The organism is Arcticibacter sp. (genome assembly GCF_053551015.1).
In genome coordinates this window covers 1-19,943 of record NZ_JBMQOB010000009.1, presented here as the reverse complement: position 1 = coordinate 19,943, position 19,943 = coordinate 1, and the positions used below count along the sequence as shown (strand labels likewise).

At 45.2% G+C, this 19,943-nt stretch carries 17 protein-coding genes and 1 rRNA gene; 3 read left to right on the top strand and 15 right to left on the bottom strand.

Annotated features, from left to right (window positions below):
* Positions 1-13: 13 nt before the first annotated feature.
* The 6 genes from ACO1NU_RS05575 to ACO1NU_RS05550 form a co-directional block, all read right to left on the bottom strand.
* Complete coding sequence (locus ACO1NU_RS05575) at positions 14-1,036, bottom strand: sugar kinase (protein ID WP_448817479.1); 1,023 nt, start codon at positions 1,034-1,036, stop codon at positions 14-16.
* Positions 1,033-2,433, bottom strand: a complete 1,401-nt coding sequence (gene uxaC / locus ACO1NU_RS05570) for a glucuronate isomerase (RefSeq protein WP_448817478.1) — start codon at positions 2,431-2,433, stop codon at positions 1,033-1,035. The genes ACO1NU_RS05575 and uxaC overlap by 4 nt, the downstream gene beginning before the upstream one ends.
* Before the next feature lie 37 nt (positions 2,434-2,470).
* A complete protein-coding gene (locus tag ACO1NU_RS05565) occupies positions 2,471-4,384 on the bottom strand; it encodes a glycoside hydrolase family 88 protein (protein ID WP_448817477.1) in 1,914 nt (637 codons plus the stop codon).
* An 8-nt stretch (positions 4,385-4,392) separates the two neighbouring features.
* Positions 4,393-6,072, bottom strand: a complete 1,680-nt coding sequence (locus ACO1NU_RS05560) for a glycoside hydrolase family 28 protein (RefSeq protein ID WP_448817476.1) — start codon at positions 6,070-6,072, stop codon at positions 4,393-4,395.
* A gap of 393 nt (positions 6,073-6,465) precedes the next feature.
* The gene (gene kduI, locus ACO1NU_RS05555) at positions 6,466-7,296 is read right to left on the bottom strand and encodes a 5-dehydro-4-deoxy-D-glucuronate isomerase (RefSeq protein WP_448817475.1); all 831 of its coding nucleotides are present in this window, start codon (positions 7,294-7,296) and stop codon (positions 6,466-6,468) included.
* A 29-nt stretch (positions 7,297-7,325) separates the two neighbouring features.
* Entirely contained in the window at positions 7,326-8,096 is a 771-nt protein-coding gene (locus tag ACO1NU_RS05550) for an SDR family oxidoreductase (protein ID WP_448817474.1), read from the bottom strand.
* 239 nt (positions 8,097-8,335) lie between these two features.
* Here ACO1NU_RS05550 and ACO1NU_RS05545 point away from each other — a divergent pair, with 239 nt between their 5' ends.
* Positions 8,336-9,124 carry a gluconate 5-dehydrogenase gene (locus ACO1NU_RS05545; protein ID WP_448817473.1) on the top strand — a complete coding sequence of 263 codons (789 nt, stop codon included), beginning with the start codon at positions 8,336-8,338 and terminating at the stop codon, positions 9,122-9,124.
* Between the two features lie 53 nt (positions 9,125-9,177).
* On the opposite strand, the gene ACO1NU_RS05540 is transcribed toward ACO1NU_RS05545, so the two are convergent.
* Genes ACO1NU_RS05540 through ACO1NU_RS05530 form a run of 3 tightly spaced genes read right to left on the bottom strand, consistent with a single transcriptional unit; the run spans position 9,178 to position 12,247 of the window.
* Positions 9,178-10,134: a pectinesterase family protein gene (locus ACO1NU_RS05540; protein ID WP_448817472.1), complete on the bottom strand. Its 957-nt coding sequence runs from the start codon at positions 10,132-10,134 to the stop codon at positions 9,178-9,180.
* Between the two features lie 9 nt (positions 10,135-10,143).
* The gene (locus ACO1NU_RS05535; RefSeq protein ID WP_448817471.1) at positions 10,144-10,899 is read right to left on the bottom strand and encodes a rhamnogalacturonan acetylesterase; all 756 of its coding nucleotides are present in this window, start codon (positions 10,897-10,899) and stop codon (positions 10,144-10,146) included.
* A 7-nt stretch (positions 10,900-10,906) separates the two neighbouring features.
* Complete coding sequence (locus ACO1NU_RS05530) at positions 10,907-12,247, bottom strand: pectate lyase (RefSeq protein WP_448817470.1); 1,341 nt, start codon at positions 12,245-12,247, stop codon at positions 10,907-10,909.
* A 311-nt stretch (positions 12,248-12,558) separates the two neighbouring features.
* On the opposite strand from ACO1NU_RS05530, the gene ACO1NU_RS05525 reads away from it, so the two are divergent.
* Positions 12,559-13,596: a LacI family DNA-binding transcriptional regulator gene (locus ACO1NU_RS05525; protein ID WP_448817469.1), complete on the top strand. Its 1,038-nt coding sequence runs from the start codon at positions 12,559-12,561 to the stop codon at positions 13,594-13,596.
* 86 nt (positions 13,597-13,682) lie between these two features.
* The gene (locus tag ACO1NU_RS05520) at positions 13,683-13,868 is read left to right on the top strand and encodes a hypothetical protein (RefSeq protein WP_448817468.1); all 186 of its coding nucleotides are present in this window, start codon (positions 13,683-13,685) and stop codon (positions 13,866-13,868) included.
* A 1-nt stretch (position 13,869) separates the two neighbouring features.
* On the opposite strand, the gene ACO1NU_RS05515 is transcribed toward ACO1NU_RS05520, so the two are convergent.
* The 6 genes from ACO1NU_RS05515 to rrf form a co-directional block, all read right to left on the bottom strand.
* Positions 13,870-15,270, bottom strand: coding sequence for an MBL fold metallo-hydrolase RNA specificity domain-containing protein (locus ACO1NU_RS05515; RefSeq protein WP_448817467.1), 1,401 nt, complete (start codon positions 15,268-15,270; stop codon positions 13,870-13,872).
* A 134-nt stretch (positions 15,271-15,404) separates the two neighbouring features.
* Positions 15,405-16,175 (bottom strand): succinate dehydrogenase/fumarate reductase iron-sulfur subunit, encoded by a 771-nt coding sequence (locus ACO1NU_RS05510; RefSeq protein WP_448817466.1) that lies wholly within the window; start codon positions 16,173-16,175, stop codon positions 15,405-15,407.
* 22 nt (positions 16,176-16,197) lie between these two features.
* Positions 16,198-18,132 (bottom strand): fumarate reductase/succinate dehydrogenase flavoprotein subunit, encoded by a 1,935-nt coding sequence (locus ACO1NU_RS05505; RefSeq protein ID WP_448817465.1) that lies wholly within the window; start codon positions 18,130-18,132, stop codon positions 16,198-16,200.
* 38 nt (positions 18,133-18,170) lie between these two features.
* Positions 18,171-18,956 carry a succinate dehydrogenase cytochrome b subunit gene (locus ACO1NU_RS05500; protein WP_448817464.1) on the bottom strand — a complete coding sequence of 262 codons (786 nt, stop codon included), beginning with the start codon at positions 18,954-18,956 and terminating at the stop codon, positions 18,171-18,173.
* Between the two features lie 107 nt (positions 18,957-19,063).
* The gene (pdeM, locus tag ACO1NU_RS05495) at positions 19,064-19,723 is read right to left on the bottom strand and encodes a ligase-associated DNA damage response endonuclease PdeM (protein ID WP_448817463.1); all 660 of its coding nucleotides are present in this window, start codon (positions 19,721-19,723) and stop codon (positions 19,064-19,066) included.
* Between the two features lie 79 nt (positions 19,724-19,802).
* A 5S ribosomal RNA gene (gene rrf / locus ACO1NU_RS05490) occupies positions 19,803-19,914 on the bottom strand.
* Positions 19,915-19,943 lie beyond the last annotated feature (29 nt).

Sequence of the window (19,943 nt, the reverse complement as noted above, 5' to 3'; positions counted from 1 at the left end):
ATCTTTAAAATGACTAATCTTTTTGACTTTCTTTATTAATTTTTGATACCCGCAGGATATCCTGACCTGTTGCATCACCCTGTTCCTGAAGCTTGCCGAAGGCTGCCGCAGTGGCATAATTTAGTGTTTCCTGGGGATCATGTTGCAGGTAAGATCCGTAGATCAGACCGCCCATGAAACAATCTCCGCTTCCTGATCTGTCTACGACGCCCACCGTTTTATATTCCGGGGAGTTATACTGCTCTCCATTGGTGTAGAGCGTGGTATAGTACAGAAGATCTTTTTTATTACTGTCGAAGCGGAATGTATTCGCCACGCTCTTGCATTTAGGGAAACGATCCATGATCTCCAGGGAGGTGCTTTTTGCATGATCCAGATAGGCTTGTTTAGTGCCTTTCTCATGGATATTTTCATCAATAGATGTGCCAAGCAAACTGTTGGCAGACCATATATTTCCCATGACAACGTCACAATATTCAACCAACTGAGGCATCACTTCTATAGGCTCTTTACCATACTTCCACAAGCGTGAACGGTAGTTCAGATCTACTGATATCCGGATGTTCTTCCGGGAAGCTGCTTCAAGTGCCTCCAGACATACATCGGCTACGTTGGCATTTAATGCGGGACTGATGGCTGTGAAATTGAACCATGACACATCCCGAAGGACTTTATCCCAGTCAATTACACCTCTCTTTAGATTTGCAAAAGAAGAATGTTCGCGATCGTACACGACACTGCTTTTGAGATCGGCTCCTCTGTCGAGGTAATATACCCCGATGCGGTCTCCACCCAGGATGACCGAAGATGTATAGATACCTTTATACTCGAGATAATCTGTCACGTACTTTGACATGAAATTGTCGGGCAAGACTGTACAATACTTGACTGGAATGTTCCAGCCTGCCAAAGCGGTAGCCGTATTGGCTTCCGCTCCTCCAACATACAGTAAAAACGGGTGTTTATCAGCCTCTTCTCCAGAAGAAGGGGACACCCTCAATAACAACTCTCCAAAGCACAATACCTTACTTATCACCAGCTTATATAGTTTTTAGCGTTGTAATAACAAATATCTTTAACAACTTTTCCGATCCACTCAATGTCATTTGGCAACTCACCGTTCTCTACTTCCTCGCCAAACAGATTACACAGAATTCTTCTGAAATACTCGTGACGTGGATAAGAAAGGAAGCTTCTTGAATCGGTTAGCATTCCGATAAAGCGGCTGATCAGTCCCATGTTAGAAAGCGCATTCATTTGCTTGATCATGCCATCCTTTTGATCGAGGAACCACCATCCAGAGCCAAACTGTACCTTTCCGGCAACAGACCCGTCGTTGAAGTTACCAATCATGGTAGCAATCAGTTCATTGTCGGCAGGGTTCAGGTTGTAGATCACTGTTTTGGCAAGCTGATCGCTTGTATCAAGACCATTCAGGAATTTAGACAATTGTCTTCCCTGGCTGAAGTCGCCAATAGAATCCCATCCGGTGTCTGGTCCGAGGATAGAAAGCATACGACGGTTGTTGTTTCTAAGTGCACCTAAGTGGAACTGCTGAACCCATCCTTTTTCATGATCCCACTTTGCAAAGTGTACCAGCATCGCAGACTTGAACTTCAGGACTTCTGACTCAGTGATTGTCTCGTTGTTTCTTATTTTAAGGAAAATTTTGCTGATCTCCTCATCGGTATAATCTTCAGCATAGATCTGCTCCAATCCATGATCTGAAACGCGGCAACCATTCTGATCGAAGTAGTCGTGTCTAAGCTTCAGCGCTTTCAGATAAGTATCGAAGTCGGAGATGCTCAGGTTAGTTACCTGCTCCACCTTTGCGATATAGTCGTTCAAGCCAGCTACGTCATCTGCAGCCATTGCTTTATCAGGGCGGAAAGTTGGTCTCACCTGAAGAGCGATGCCTTCAGCTGCAATCTTTTGATGATGCTCAAGAGAATCGATCGGGTCGTCTGTAGTGCAGACAGCCTCTACGTTCATCCTGCTCAGGAGACCACGTACCGAAAATTCCGGTGTGACAAGCTTCGCGTTACAAGCATCATAAACCTTTTTTGCAGTGCTACCTGATAAGATATCATTGACGTCGAAATAACGGCGCAACTCGAGGTGAGTCCAGTGATAAAGAGGGTTTCTCATGGTGTAAGGAACCGTTTCAGCCCACTTTTCGAACTTCTCAAAATCGCTTTTACCACCGGTAATATAATCTTCATTCACACCGTTGGTGCGCATTGCACGCCATTTGTAATGGTCGCCGTATAACCATACCTGGGTAAGGTTTTCAAAGCTGACGTCATTAGCAATTTGCTCCGGGATCAGGTGATTATGGTAATCTATAATAGGCATCTCTTTAGCATATTCATGATAAAGGCGCTCAGCAGTACGATTGGTTAATAAAAAATTTTCGTCTAAAAACTGTTTCATGTTCTCGATATATTAAACTCCCTAAGGAGTGCATGTTCTATTTAGTTACTGCTTGTTGCAGGAGCCATTTTGACAAATCCTTCGCCGCGGCAAAGTTATCAAAGTCAGCCGGCAACTTACGGCCATCTACATATTCATTATACAGCCAGGGATCACCAATGGCGAAGACCGTTCCTTTGCCCACTTTAGCAGTGGCAATGACTACGTCTCCTTTATGTGTGATGACAGGCCTGGCAGTACCAGATAACTTCAGTGTACTTAACTCCTTAATATAAAGCTTTTTCGCGGTTCTGAAAATGGGATTCCCGGCGGGGACCATTACTGCAGCCATTTCAAACTGCTTGCCTGTAACCGTATTCTTCTGATCTTCATTGAAGGTAATACCGAAGGCCTGAGCCAGCTTGTTGAAGTTCTTGAACTCGCAGTTGCCCACGTCATTTGACATCAGGACAAGCACACCACCTGCTTTAACCCAGCTCGATATGGCTGTAACATCCTTGTCAGATACGAAATTTGGGTACGCTGCCTCCTTCTCTGTGTCTGGATCGACAATGATATAGACAGAGGAGTGCTTCAGATTAGTAGCGGACGGCGCTACTTCCAGGCGACCTGTTTTAGCTCCTTCAAAGTTGAAGGCGTTTTTCCAGAACCAGAAACCTCCGTTACTCTGATCTTCCCAGGTATAATGATGTCTGACTTCCCTACCCAGGGCATCCTTCTTGCGTTCGTTATTGAAATAATAGTCGAGGGTAACAGTCTTTCCAGCGCCTGCCTTTGCCAAAGCAGCTATTTCCATTTCATTGGCCGCGCTGATGAAGGAACCTACTCCCTTAGGATCATTCGTGATCACCTTTTCGCTCATGTAGTACTCAAAGCTTCCATCGCGGTATGGCTTCCCACCAAGGCCGGATACAGATACCGTACCTTTGAGGTTGATCTTATCCCCATTGACTTCCTCTACAAACTCCTTCTTCATTCCCTCAAAGGCTTTCTTCGCTACTGCAAGGTAACGCTGAGGAAGATATCCTTGTCTCACGCCCTTTGCAAGAGAATAGACAAACATGCTGGCTGCGGATGATTCAAAGTAGTTACCCTTGCCATTGGGCACATCGATAATGTCGTACCAAAGACCCGATGGCTGTTGCACTTTCGACACAGCTTCCGCATAGCGGTTCAGAATGTCGATCAGCTTCTTTCTACCGGCATGTTCTGCGGGGAAATACTCGAGAGCATCGACCAGGGCCATACCGTACCAACCCATCGCTCTTGCCCATACGTGAGGCGAGCGTCCGCTTGTCTTATCTGCCCACTTTTGTTCTTTGGATTCATCCCATCCATGGTAGAGTAAACCAGTTTTAGCATCTCTGGAATGATTTTCCATATACACGAACTGATTGGTGATATCATCAAAGGCTTTCGTGTCGTTGGTGATTGCTGAATACTCAGCATAGAACGGCTGTGCCATATAGAGGCCATCCAGCCACATTTGGTTGGGATAAATCTTCTTATGCCAAAATCCCCCCTCTTTAGTGCGGGGATGTTGATCCAGCTGATGGCGTAAGAGCTGCGCTGCCTTCAGATACTTCTGCTGACCGGTAACATTGTACAGCAGAAGCAGGGACCGGCCGTTCTTGACATTGTCGATATTATGCGAATTCTTGTCATAGGTGCGGATGTTGCCATCATCACCGACAAAGAAGTCCATGCTTTTCTTGATATATTCAAAGTAACGTTTGTCGGCCGTACGCTGCCATACTGCTGATACGCCCTCCAGAACAACGCCCTGATCGTAGGTCCATTTAAACGGTCTGCCTGTCCATAATGAATCACTCCATATGTCCATCACGGTCGCCGTCATGCGTTCAGAGAGTGGGGCCGACTGTGCTTTCACCTCGTGTCCGAAGAAACAGAATACTACTGCGAAAGCTATTATCGATGCTAATCTTTTCATCCAGGTTGTTATTTAATCTTAAGGGCTTTCTTAGAAGCTCCATAACTAAACTCGACGCTGTTCTTTGCGCTTTTCAGGTTTGAATTCTGTACGGTAATGCCAGAGCTCTTATCACCCTTGATCTGAAATAGGAGCTCCGCTCCCTCATTATATCGAAGACCGTCAAACGTCATTGCGCTACTGTTGACGATGTCCACTACCGGCTTACTGTCCTTTACAATTACATTAACGTTTTTAAAGAAGATAGATTTTGCATCCTGTGTCTGAATTCCCTTGTCTGCCTGAATCGTTACATCTTCCAGGTAGATATCATGGATATTCATCTCCGGCAAGCCCCTTACGAAGATGCCTCTTTCAGCACCATCACACACAACGTTTTTCACGTGTATGTCTTTAAACTGAGGAGTTTCTTCAGTTACCGGAAGCACAACAACTTTGGGAAGTTCGCGTGCTTCGCCCTTCAATGGAACAGGATCAACCGCAGCATAGTACATATCAAACAAGATGGCATCACCCGGAATATCTTTCATTGTGATATTCTTGATGTAAACCTTTTCAACTACACCTCCCCTGCCACGGGTAGTTTTGAATCGAAGGCCTATGTCGGTGCCAATAAATGTACAGTCAGTTACAAAGAGGTTCTTTGCGCCACCTGACATTTCACTACCCACTACAAAACCTCCATGTGCATGGTAAACGGTGCAATTCTTAACGAGAACGTTCTCTGTTGGCATAGCGCGTTTACGTCCCTGCTCATCTCTTCCTGACTTGATACAAATTCCGTCATCGCCCACATCAAATACGCTGTTTTCAACCACGACATTCTTGCAGGACTCTAAATCCAGACCATCTCCATTCTGTCCGTACCATGGATTCCGTACCACGATGTTGCTGATGGTAATATTCTCACACATAAGCGGATGAACGTTCCATGCAGGTGAGTTTTGAAAGGTTACACCTTCGAGTAGTATATTCTTGCTCTGACTGATCACCAATAAATTAGGTCTCAGAAAGTCTTTGATATCCTCATAATCTTTAACAGTCTTACCTGGAGCTATAACGCCCGCGTTCTTCACTTGCGATCCTTTCAGCGATCCTTCGGATGGATACCAGATACGACCTTTCTGATCGACCACACCACCTGAGGCAACTAACTTTTCCCACTGGTTGGCTGTCAGCTTCTCTTTTTTAACCATTCTCCAGGCGTCGCCGTTTCCATCTACTACTCCTTTACCTGTAATGGCAACATTGTTCAGGCCGGTACCGGAAATAGGGGACTGGTTCCTTACGGCAGCCAGACCTTCCCAGTTTGTTTCAACCAGTTTGTACTGCGACATATCTCTGGTAAAGCTCAATACAGCACCACCCTGAAGATGGAGGTTCACATTGCTTTTGAGTTCAACTGGTCCGGTAGACCAAAGTCCTGTAGGCACAAGCACCACTCCGCCGCCGTTCTTGCTGCATGCATCGATCGCCTGGTTAATACTCCTGGTGTTCAGGGTTAAGCCATCACTTACAGCTCCATATTTGACGATGTTAAATGTGTCTGCTTTAAAAACGGGCCTTTCAACAGTTGGAAGCACGCTAATCGGCCAGGAGGGAGAATCAGACTGGGAAAACGATTGAAACCCAGTGAACTGTAAAACCACGGCAAAAATTGCCGCTTTTAATTTGTGTGTATTGTTCATGTTTCCTTTTAAGTACTGAATAGAGTCTCCGTTCCGGCGATATCAGGTCATCCCTCAACTCATTCAGTCATTACTACAATTATCTAATCTTTATATGGTTAGTATAAACGATTTATTAGTATTGAAGCAAGATTACAGACTTTAGCCTAAAATAAAGATGAAATAGGAATATAAATTTACGCAAACGTTATCGGAGGTAACCATTTCGTTATATACCGGGGAAGGTATCCCGGAGCAGCCGAATTAGTGCGCTCAAAGGCCTTAAATTCAGTTTCCTTACCGGATGATGAGTGGTAAAATGCCGAGCGCTGTGGAAAGGTGTAAATTCTGTCGGAAATAAAAAAAAGCCATCCGTACGGATGGCGTTTTTTAAGAGTATTTTGAATGGACTTATTATCTGAGATCCTTGATCGCTACGGCGTCCATATCGGAATATACCAGGTTCTCGCCGGCCATTGCCCATATGAAACCATAGTTAGAGGTACCTCCTCCGGAGTGGATCGACCATGGCGGCGAAATGATCGCCTGATGATTCTGAACCACTAAGTGGCGTGTTTCCTGAGGCTGACCCATGAAGTGGAATACAACCTGATCTTCAGGAACATCAAAGTAAAAATAAGATTCCATCCGGCGGTCATGTACGTGAGACGGCATGGTATTCCACACAGATCCTGTACTCAGGATGGTAAGTCCCATAACCATCTGGCAGCTTCTTGCACCTTCCAGGTGGATATATTTGTATATAGTACGCTCATTAGCGGTGTCTTTGCTTCCAACAGTTGTTGGGAACGCATTTTCTTTCTTTACTAATTGATGCGGATATTCCTTATGAGCAGGAACTGAGTAAAGGAAGAATTTAGCAGGGTTTTCTGCAGAAACACTGGAGAAAACAACAGACTTAGAGCCCTTACCAACATACACGGCATCCAGTCTGTTCACTTCATACTCTGTTCCGTCAACTGATACTTTGCCATCTCCACCAACGTTGATGATTCCTAACTCACGTCTTTCAAGAAAGTAATCGGCGCGCAGGTTCTCGTATACCGGGAGTTCCATCGCTTCATTCACAGGAACCACACTTCCGGTGATCGCCCGGTCATAATGAGAATAAGTAAAATTGAACTGACCTGCCTGCATGAGGTCTTCTAACAAAAAGTTCGCACGAAGTTCAGCAGTACCTAAAGTAGCAACTTCTTTAGGTCCTTGTGCATACCGTTGATTCATTATCATAATTCAGAATTATTAGTTTAAACTTATCGTCCCATCCAGCCACCGTCGACTGTCAGGATTGTTCCGTGTACGTATGCTGCCGCTTGTGACGCCAGGAATACTACAGGTCCTTTAAAATCTTCCGGTTCGCCCCATTTGCCAGCAGGAATTCTGCTGAGTATGGATTTGCTCCGTTCTTCATCATTCCTCAGCGCCTCTGTGTTATCGGTTGAGATATATCCCGGAGCGATACCATTTACGTTGATGCCTTTACCTGCCCATTCATTCGAGAATGCTTTGATCAGGCTTCCTATAGCACCTTTGCTGGCTGCATAACCGGGAACATTGATCCCGCCCTGGAAAGTGAGCAAAGAAGCCGTGAAAATGATCTTTCCGGATCCGTTTTCAATCATTCTTGCGCCTACTTCCCTGCTGATGAGAAACTGGCTATTCAGATTTATCTCAATTACCTTGTCCCAGAACTCATCAGAGTGCTCAGCCGCAGGTTGTCTCAAGATCGTGCCCGCATTATTCACAAGGATGTCGATCACAGGGTTCTCCTCTAACACCTTTTTAGAGAAGTCTTTCACGGCATTACGGTTGCTGAAATCGCACTGATATGCCTTGAAATTTCTTCCAAGTGCGCGTACAGCTTGTTCTGTTTCGCTTCCGCTAAGCTCAAGCGTCGCCGATACCCCGATGATATCTGCACCTGCCTCTGCAAGCGCTTCAGCCATGGCTTTCCCAATGCCACGGTTGCAACCTGTTACCAAAGCAGTCTTGCCTGATAAATCAAATAAATAATTGTTGCCCATTACTTTTTAGATAAAAATGTGCTGCAAAACTACTGTTTATACACAAATTAACTAACTACTTCAAGGCTTATTTGAAATATGAGTACACCCGCACAAAGAAAAGCATTTTTAAAGAACGCCAATTCGACATCCTATAAAAAAGCTCAGCTGATGACTAAGATCATTTTTTAGACCGCAATATTTTGCAACCTTGCAGGACTTCAGCTAACATATCATTTCACACGATAAATTCAATTATAATGTCTCTTTCTTTATTCGATCTTACAGGTAAAAGGGCCCTGGTCACGGGAGCTACACATGGCTTAGGCATGTCTATGGCTGTCGGCCTGGCAAATGCTGGCGCACAAATCATTATCAATGATATCTCACAAGAAAAACTAGATCAGGCCATTAACGATTATAAAGCGATCGGAATTGATGCTAAAGGATACCTCTTCGATGTAACTGACGAAGCTGCAGTAATTGCCAATGTCGATAAAATCGAAGCAGAGGTAGGTCCAATCGATATCCTGATCAATAATGCCGGAATCATCAAGCGGATTCCTGTAGTAGACATGGAAGTGGCAGACTGGGAGCAGGTACTGAAGATTGATCTCACTGGTCCGTTCATCATGGCGAAACATATCGGAAAGCACATGATCAAACGTCGTTCAGGTAAGATCATCAACATGTGCTCCATGATGAGCGAAGTTGGCAGAAATACTGTAAGTGCGTATGCTGCCGCTAAAGGTGGTCTGAAGATGTTTACTAAAAACCTGGCAACTGAATGGGCTTCGTTTAATATCCAGGTTAATGGTATTGGGCCGGGCTACTTTGCAACTTCACAAACTGCGCCAATCCGCGTAGACGGACACCCTTTTAATGACTTTATCATCAGTCGTACTCCGGCAGCTCGTTGGGGAGAAACAGATGATTTGCAGGGAGCCGCTATATTTCTTTCATCTAAAGCATCAGACTTTGTCAGCGGACATATTCTGTATGTAGATGGCGGAATACTTGCATCCCTGGGAAAAGCCGCGAACGAGTAATTGTTCATTTGGGCATCTTTCCCTTATCAAAAGGTCGGCCAGTGCCGACCTTTTTACTTTTCAGGCAGCCAGCCATCGAAGATCTTCCCGATCTCGTATTCTTTCACTTCATCATCTGTCAGCTGGTGTGACCAGGCGACGCGTTGACCCGGCTTAAAACCCTTACCGGTATTTTTATACTCCGCGTAGTAAGCGGTTCTTTCATTTGATTCCTTTCCCCAGTTGTTCCATCCGGCAGGCTTGATGACCTCACTCATCTCGCAATTTATAAATACCGTCTTGGCATATGGCCGCCATGGCCTTCCGAGGTAAAAGCTTCCGGCAGAGGCGCTTCCTTTGATGCGGCAATCTTTGAATACATACCCGTATCTGGTACTGTCGTGAGTTGAAGCAGCCGTAATGTACCCTCCGGTCTTACAGAAAATATCACAGTTCTCGAAGAGCGCCGTAGATGATCCAAAGATAAAGTCGACCGTTCCTTCAATATAGCAGTCTTTGTAATACTGCCTGCTCTTGTATCCGTAAGTGTATAGCGTATCCTGAAACCCGAGAAAGCGGCAGTTTCTGAACTGAACCTTATCTCCTGCAACCCATACAGCTACAGCCTGACCGACGGGACCTGATGAATTCTGGAAAGTGATGTTTTCTGCGAAGAATTCATCCCCGTAGATAAAGAAGCTTGAAGAACCGGAAGTACCTATATCCTCACCGAAAATGTTCTTTTTGGCATTGTAATCATCGTAGGTCAGGATGGTCTTTTCGACACTCTCCCCAACAAACCTGACCTTAGTTTTCGATCCGGGAAGAACCAGTTTCTCCTTGTAGACACCGTTTTTAATGAATATCACGGTAGTGTTCTTGCGGAAGTCCGGTACGGCGTCTATCGCTTGCTGGACGGTTTTAAAGTCGCCGCTTCCGTCTGCGGCCACAATGAAATCAGCCTTTTTACCGGCGCCACTTACACCGAGATAGCAAATGATCCAACAAAGCGTAAATATGATCCTCTTCATCACGTTGGTCTACTTATCTTTTGAAACGATATGATCGGCTAATCCAAGCTTGAGCGCCCGTATTTCTGCCAGTACAAGCTGAGCCATCTTCCTGGCTCCAAATTCGTTGAAGTGGGTATCATCCTGAACTCCATTCGGATAATTGGGATGTTCGCCCGGTTCCAGATGGTTGTAAAGGAATTTTGATTGTTCAGGTCCGAAAGCTGTCAAGAGAGCCTGGCTCTTACGGTCAAGATCAATTAAGGGAACTTTCGTTTCTTTGGCAACCTGCCTGATGATCTCCGAGTAAACTGCATGGGTATCTTCCAGCTTTCCAGCAGCATCGAATTTCCTTCTTGCCACTGCTGTGATTAATACAGGAAAAGCTTTCTTGCTTTTGGTCTCAGACACGAATCGCTTCAGGTTGGTTCTGAATTCGACCTCTGTTGTCGCATTCTTCTTTGTTTGGATCTCATCATTATGTCCAAACTGTATCAACACGTAATCTCCGGCATTCATGCTGTCCATTACAGCAGACCAGCGGCCCTCCTTCAGGAAAGACTTGGTGCTGCGCCCATTTTGCCCGCGGTTATCAACGCGCACCTCTGGATTGAAAAAGAAGGAGAAGGGCATACCCCAACCCGCCTCGGGATAAGCTTTAATGGCCTTTTGCGACATGGTTGAATCACCGACAAGATATACGGTAATCGCTTTTTCGCCAGGCCATGTAAAAGACATGAATGCCAGTGTGAGTACCCATAACCTGAACTTAAAAATATTCCTCATGATGAACTTATGATTGCTTTGCTACTAAACTGTTTAAATATACTTCCACGTTACTGAACTCTTTGGACAAGGTACAGGCATTACCATCCTTCGAATCTGCCGGATTCAGTTTGTTGCGTACTTCCCAACTATCCGGAATACCATCTCCGTCTGAATCCGGGGATACTGCGCCCGACTTAAGCTCCGGCCATCCCCCCACATCCTTTTGTGAGTCGATAATACCATTCTTACGGCTACCCATATACTTCTTCCCGTGTTTTATCTCTTCGATCAGACGTTTGTCTACCGCATCCCTGCATAGGGAGGCTCCCCCATCGCTAAGTACCGCAGCGTAGGCTTCATCAGCACTGACAGCTTTCATCATAGGAGCAGTGAATGCAGTAGCCGCCTTAGCCGAGTCGGGCTGTGTACACTGTACTCCACCCGACCAGTTATCTGAAGAGATCTGCTTATTGTTCTCCATTACATTGCCGGTAACATAGAACTTACCATAGGGCTCTGACGGGTTTAGAATTCTGTTTTTGACTTTTGCTTGTGTGGCCGGACCTGGTTTGAAGTAGTTGCCTACCACGTTGTATTTCCCTTTCTCTCCTCCGTAAATATTGTTGATCTCCCAGTTATAGATGACGTTATTCCTGAAATCAACGAGCTCCATCTCCGTATTCGGAGTGGTTGAGGAGCCGCTGAAGCGAGGCATTCGGCTATGGTGACTTGCTATCAGGTTATGATGAAACGATGCACCTCTGCCACCCCAGATCCCTCCATAGCCATGTTGTCCCTTCTCATGCACAGAAGCGTTCAAGCTTTCTGATATGATACACCACTGAAGGGTAAAAGCAGAATTGTTATAAAACGATGCGCACTCGTCAGTAGCCCAGCTGATTGAACAATGATCGATGATGACGTTATTATTCCCTTTTGTTCCTCCAAGGGCATCACCTTGTACGTTCCTCTCGTCTCCCATTCTGAAGCGCAGATAGCGGACAATCACATTATCACTCTTGATAGTTACCGGGTAGTTCTTTATGCAAATACCCTCGCCTGGTGCAGACTGGCCAGCGATGGTGACATCTCCGTTGTTGACATCAAGCGGCGACTCCAGCGAGATGTTTCCTGATACATCAAACAATATGATCCTCGGACCCTTCGCCTGTATGGCTTTTCTCAGTGATCCTTCTCCGGAATCTTGCAGATTCGTAACTTTAATAATTCTACCTCCCCGTCCGCCTGTAGTGAATTTACCAAAGCCTTCGGCACCCGGAAATGCGATGCTCTGACCATAGCTATCTGCTACGGAAAACACCCCTGCACACAGCAGTCTAAGGATCCATAAAATGCTATTCTTCATAATTTAAGTTGGTTATTGGGCTAGAAGACAGGAACAAAACGCAGGTGGATACACTCGAATAAATAAATGTGAACCTGATCTGCAGCTGTGACGCCTGTCTGATTTTTAAGTTTATTGGATTTGTGCGCAATATAAGAACACTCCACTTCAAAAATCCGGCATGCTTCTCATATTTTTGTGCAAACGTTCCCGGTCATCCTCCAGAGATAGACCAAGCAGCTCTTCATTATCATCTTTGTTGCAAGCTCAAAGAAGCGATTTAATTAAGTATCTTCGCTCCATACAATATCTTCGTCCTAATCGGGTAAGAAATGAGATTTAATACAGTAACAATTAAGGATATAGCTAAAGCACTGGGACTGTCAACATCGACCGTTTCGAGGGCACTGCGCGGAGGTTATGAGATCAGTGAGGAGACTAAAAAGATTGTCACTGAGTATGCAGAAAAGATCAACTACCGCCCCAATCCCATTGCTCTCAGCCTCAAAGAACGCAGGAGCTATTCCATCGGGATCGTCGTATGCGAAATCGCTAACAATTTCTTCTCCCAGGCCATTAACGGAATGGAGTCTGTGGCATATACAGCGGGTTACAATGTGACCATTACTCAAAGTCACGAGCGCTTTGACCGTGAGGTGATGAATGTGGAACACCTTGCATCCAGGTCTGTAGACGGTTTGCTGATCTCGCTTTCGTCGGAGAGTGCTGATGTCTCCTATCTGAAAGAGCTTCATCAGAAAGGTCTTCCCATCGTTCTTTTCGATCGGATCACTTCTGAAATCGACACACACAAGGTGATCGCTGATAACTTCAAGGGTGCTTACGATGCTACGGACTATCTTATCAAACTTGGTCATAAGCGCATCGCACACTTCACCAGTTCTGCACACCTCTCCGTTACCGGAGAGCGGTTAGAGGGATACAAGGCTGCTTTAATAGATAATAACATCCCGTTCGACGAAAAATATGTTAAGTTTTGTGGGCACGGAGGGATTAATCAGGAAGAAATAGATGAGGCAACGAACGAAGTATTGGCCCTGGATCAGCGTCCTGATTCAATCTTCATTGCTCAAGACAAGCTAAGCACCGGATGCCTTCACGCGATTAAAAAGCTGGCACCTGATTATTTTTCGGAGATCAAGATTGCAGGCTTTACCAATTCCAACGTCGTCGATCTTTTTAACCCGCCTATAACAGCTGTAAGGCAACCCGCATTTGAGATGGGTCAGGCGGCGATGCAACTTCTCATCGAGTTAATCGAGAGCAAGAAGCCGGTTACTGAATTCCAGACACGTATCCTGCAAACGGAACTTATCGTAAATAGTCTGGGGAATTCAAACGGCGTATAGCCCGTTCATCTATTAATTCAGGGCATTAGTCTAATTAATTTCCCTTAGTAAAAAAGATAGTGTTGATTTGGTTAAGCATTAAAGACATGAAAACTAAATCAAACACTATCTCTCCTTTTATTATGCTACTGGTGCCCGCTCTTCTTGCAATGCTATTTGCACTCAGTCAGACAAAGCAGAGCGAACCTCAACAGCCAAAAGCCTTTAGCTTTTTAAGCGTACCTGCTTTCAAGGGGCTTGTAGAAGGAGGCTTCAACTGCAGATTCTGGTAACTCAGATATCCACAGTTTGATGCTGCTCGGGGATCATAATGTCCGCGAATCCTGCATCCTGTAGCTTTCCTCTGAATATCTTCTGCACATGCTCTTCGCCGTGTACCAGGAAGATCTTCTTTACCTGTTCAGGATCCTGACAGGACAGAAACTTCAGCAGGTCATCCGCATCACCATGGGCACTCATTGACCTGATCACCTTTACCTCTGATCTTACATCATATTCATCACCGAATATATGCACGACTTTCTTTCCCGCCATCAATTGTCCTCCCAGCGATCTGGGCTCACAATATCCCACGAGCAAAATGGTGTTCTTCTCATTGGAAAGACTGTTCTTAATATGATGCTTCACCCGTCCGGCCTCTGCCATTCCCGACGAGGATATGATAACGCAGGGACGAGGATCGTCGTTGAGGGATACAGATTCTTCAACAGACTGGATAAACTTCAATCCCTTGAATTGAAACACGTCGTCATCGTATTTCAATATCTGCTGAACACGATTATTATATACCTCTGTATGATCTTTCAAAACCATAGTCGCCTTCTCAGAGAGAGGACTGTCCACATAATACGCTACATCCGGCAAAATCCCTTTGAGTTCGAGCGCATTCAGAGCAAACAGCAACTCCTGTGTTCTACCGACACTAAAAGCCGGAATGATCACTTTGCCGTTCTTGAGAATACAGGTCTGATGAATAATCTCTTGGAGCTGACGTTCTATAGGCTCCAGATCTTTATGATAAGAATCTCCATAAGTTGATTCCAGAATGATATAATCGGCCTGCGGGAATGTCTGTGGATTTTTAAGCAACATGTCACCATAGCTACCAACGTCGCCACTGAAAGACACCTGCTTGTACTTCCCGTCCTCCAGGATAGAAAGATGCACTGCAGCGCTTCCGATAATGTGCCCCGCATCGGTGAAGCACAAGGTTATCCTTGGATCAATTTCAAAATCCTCATTGTATTCAACAATTTTAAAAAGTCGCATAGCTTCCATCACGTCATCCTCTGTATAAAGAGGCTTGACAGGGGCTTGCCCCCTCTTCTCTCTTTTACGGTTGATATATGCAACATCACTTTCCTGAATTCCTGCAGAGTCGTTGAGAAGCACCCGCGCCAGGTCCATAGTCGGTGCAGTAGAAAAGATGGTCCCTTTAAAGCCTTCAGCAACCATACGGGGAATCAATCCGCAATGATCAATATGCGCGTGGGATAGGATCAGGTAGTCAATCTTAGCAGGATTAAAACCGAAATGTCCGTTTAGTTCTTCTGTTTCTTCGCCCAGGCCCTGGAACATTCCACAATCAAGAAGTATCTGGGTGCCATTATTGAGCTCTATTAGATGTTTGCTACCGGTGACAGTACCTGCAGCTCCGTGAAATGTTATGGTCATGTATGTGATCTGAAATTTCACAAACAACAACACGTTTCAACTTAAGTTTCTGTCTGCCATAAAATAAAAAAGCCCAGTGCTTTCGCAACTGGGCTTTTTTCACAATATCTCCTTGCCTCGTGGCACAAAAATAATTAATTAATTTCTTCTTCTTTAAAAAACTTAGCGTTATAAAAATCGCGACGCATTCTGTTGATATTCGTTAAAGAAATCTCCTTCGGACATTCAATCTCGCAGGCTCCTGTATTTGTACAGTTACCAAAACCTTCTGCATCCATCTGGGCAACCATCGCCTGAACCCTGCGATAACGCTCAGGTTGTCCCTGCGGCAATAAAGCGAGCTGTGAAATTTTTGCCGACACGAACAATGAAGCCGATGCATTTTTACACGCCGCTACACAAGCTCCGCACTGAATACAAGTTGCCGAATTGAAGGCCTCATCAGCAACAACCTTGGGAATAGCGATCTCGTTTGCATCAGGTACACCGCCGGTGTTTACTGAAACGTATCCACCAGCTTGTTGAATGCGGTCAAATGCAGATCTATCAACTGCAAGATCCTTAATCACAGGAAACGCAGTAGCTCTCCACGGTTCAATCGTAATCGTCTCGCCATCATGAAAGCTACGCATGTGCAACTGGCATGTTGTGATGGCCCGCTTAGGCCCGTGAGGTCTTCCGTTAATATACAGTGAACACATTCCGCAGATACCTTCGCGGCAATCGTGATCAAAATGAATAGGATCCTCTTTCTTTTTAACTAAACGCTCATTTACAACGTCGAGCATTTCCAGGAACGACATATCCGGGGATATATCATCTGCTTTATATGTTACAAATTTGCCCTTCTCTGTAGCACTTTTCTGTCTCCAGACCTTAAGGGTTAAATTCATGTTTCCGCTCATGGCTTCTCTAGATTTCTTTAAACTATTTATAACTACGTTGGGTCAGCTTTACGTTTTCAAATACAAGCTCCTCTTTGTGTAATTCAGCAGGGACATTATCACCTCTGAATTCCCAGGCGCCTACGTACGCAAAGTTTTCGTCATCACGTTTTGCCTCTCCTTCTTCTGTCTGACTCTCTTCTCTGAAGTGGCCACCGCAAGACTCTTTACGGTTTAAAGCGTCATCAACCATAAGCTCACCCAGTTCGATAAAGTCGGCAACTCTTCCCGCTTTCTCAAGAGACATATTCATCTCTTCATTCTCTCCCAATACAATTGCGTTCTTCCAGAAGTCAGCTTTCAGTTCCTGAATTAAAGCCTTAGCTTTCTTCAGTCCTTCTTCGTTACGAGCCATACCGCAGTACTCCCACATGATCAGACCTAAATCCCGGTGATACTCATCGAGAGTCTTGGTACCCTTCATTGACAAGAACGTATTGATCTGTTCTTCAACTTTTTTCTTCGCCTCTGCAAACGCAGGATGCGATGTATCTACAGGAGCCGGTCCTGTAGTAGCCAGATAATCACCTAAAGTGTAAGGAATAACGAAATAACCGTCGGCAAGTCCCTGCATCAGTGCAGAGGCTCCCAATCTGTTCGCGCCATGGTCTGAGAAGTTACACTCACCCAGTGCATAAAGACCAGGGATAGTAGTCATCAGATTATAATCGACCCATAGACCACCCATTGTATAATGCACAGCCGGATAAATACGCATCGGCATCTCATAAGGGTTCTCGTTAGTGATCTGGTAATACATATCGAAGAGGTTACCGTATTTGGCCTCGACCGCCTGTTTACCCAAACGCTGTATAGCTTCACCGAAATCAAGATAAACAGACTTACCTGTTGACCCTACACCACGGCCGTCATCACACGCCTCTTTAGCATTACGTGATGCCACATCGCGTGGAACCAGGTTTCCGAAAGATGGATACTTTCTCTCCAGGAAGTAATCGCGATCCTCTTCTTTTATATCCTGTGGCTTCAGCTGTCCTTTACGAACACGCTCCGCCATTTCCTGCGTCTTCGGAACCCATACACGTCCGTCATTACGGAGCGACTCAGACATCAGCGTCAATTTCGACTGATGATCGCCGGTCACCGGAATACAGGTAGGGTGAATCTGCGTATAGCATGGGTTAGCGAATAAAGCTCCCTTCTTATATGCTCTCCAGATCGCGGTGGTATTACTTCCCATCGCGTTGGTTGAAAGATAAAATACGTTACCGTAACCACCTGTACAAAGCAATACTGCATGACCTGCGAAAGACTCGATCTTTCCGGTTAAGAGATCACGGGTGATGATACCCTTGGCTTTGCCATCAACAGTTACCAGATCAAGCATCTCATGACGGTTATACATCTCCACTTTCCCAGCATTGATCTGACGGTTTAAAGCAGAGAACGCACCCAATAGCAGCTGCTGTCCCGTTTGTCCCCTCGCATAGAATGTCCGGGATACCTGCGCACCACCGAAAGAACGGTTATCCAGCAAACCACCGTACTCACGTGCAAAAGGCACGCCCTGTGCAACGCACTGATCGATGATGTTGACAGATTCTTCTGCTAAACGATGAACGTTCGCCTCACGTGCTCTGTAGTCCCCACCTTTAATGGTATCATAAAATAAACGATAAACGCTGTCACCATCATTCTGATAGTTTTTAGCAGCGTTGATCCCGCCCTGTGCAGCAATAGAGTGTGCACGACGGGGGCTATCCTGGAAACAAAACGCTTTTACGTTATATCCCAGTTCGGCTAAAGTAGCAGCAGCTGACGCACCCGCCAGACCTGTACCTACTACGATAACTGTGTACTTTCTTTTATTTGCCGGGTTAACCAGCTTCAGGTTGAATTTATGCTTGGTCCACTTTTCAGCTAATGGACCCTGAGGTATTTTTGAATCTAATATCATTTCAAAATTATATTTATCCCGGTAGGGAAGGATTCATCTTAATGAGTGAAATACATGTAAATCGGCATTAGAGCAAACACCGCAGGAATAATGACACTAAACACCCATAGTCCCACAAAATCGATGATAGGCTTATACTTCACGTGATCAAAGCCGAGTGTCTGGAAACCACTCTGAAAGCCATGGTAAAGATGGAATCCAAGAACAATCATGGAGATAACGTAAAGGATTACGTACCACTCCTGCTGAAAAGCTTCCTGTACCACCAGATAAAGATCTTTAGCCACTACGACTTCTGTCTGATTCTGTACATCAACAAATTTCGTATGTGCTAAGTCATGGCCTTCAAAAGGCAGCTGCGTCACACGAACTACGTCTGGGTTCTGCAGGTTTGTCTCATACTGAACATAAGGAAGTTCTCCATTATGGTACTCCCACCAAAATGTCTTCATGTGGATCACAATGAAAACCAGGATAACCGTACCTAAGATTCCCATGTTCCTTGAACTCCAGGTGCTGTTAGCAGCTCCGTTATATTGAGCATACCCAACAGGTCTTGCTTTCTTATTCCGCGCAGTAATAATGAGCGCATATACGGCGTGTAGTATGATTGAAAGATACAAGACATACGACACGATCTTGATTGGCAGGAAGTGAGTCATGAAATACGAATATTCATTGAACGCCTTTCCTCCATCATCATTAAAAAGCTGGAGATTACCAATCAGGTGGATCACGAGAAACAGGCTAAGAAATAAACCTGTCAATCCCATTATTAACTTCCGCCCCAGGGTCGAGGAGAAACCTTTACTTAAACTGCCCATTTTCCTTTCTTGAATTTGTATATAGAAGTGCAAAAGTATTTAATACTAGAACAATAATATAACGTATTTAGTTAATAAAGGGCCTATTTGCCTAATTTAGAAACAATCTAAGTACTTAACTGAAGGACTTTGTTTCCGAGCACTCCGAATATATCCACGCTGTCGTCCGCCTGCAGGCAGTATTTACCGGTGAACTTCCCAAAGGCGGGCAGAATGGCCTGATCGCGCTTAAAATAGAAACAAGAGAGCACGGTCGACTGTCGTCCCGCACCGCGGAGCTTAACAGCGGGATGTATATGGCCGCTGATACAGTAGAGCTCCCCCTTGCAATCGGCGTCTTGCGGTTCATGAGTGAACTTGAATGGTGCCATTACGAGTTCGTTATATACCCGGAAACCTGCGTTTATATAATAATCGGGATGAAGTATATCGTGGTTCCCTTTTACCAGGATCATGGTGATGTTAGGAAAGAGTTCTGCCCAGAGAGACAGCCAATTCCAGTCGTTATTATGCTCGCTATGAAAAAGGTCCCCGAGAAAGATGAGCTGAGAGGGTTGATACCGGTCTATTAAGTCGGATAACACAGCCAGTTCTTCCTGCTCCATCAGCCGTGGAATGGCAATTCCGGCTTTTCTGAAATGTCCCACCTTTCCGATGTGCAGATCAGATACAATGAGTGCATGCTGCTCTGTCCAAAATATAGCCTTCTCCGGAAGAAGTAAAAGATGCTGCCCCTGCAGTTCCCACTTCACAACGCTCTCCTCCATAGTTCAAAAATACAAAAAGTGCCAGATATAGGCACACAAAAAAGCCCGGTAGTACTGAAACTACCGGGCTGATTATAAAATTTGGCACCGACCTACTCTCCCACATTTTACTGCAGTACCATCGGCTCTGGCGGGCTTAACTTCTCTGTTCGGAATGGGAAGAGGTGGACACCGCCGATATAGGCACCTGAATAAGGTGTAAACGGACCTGCACTTGCCT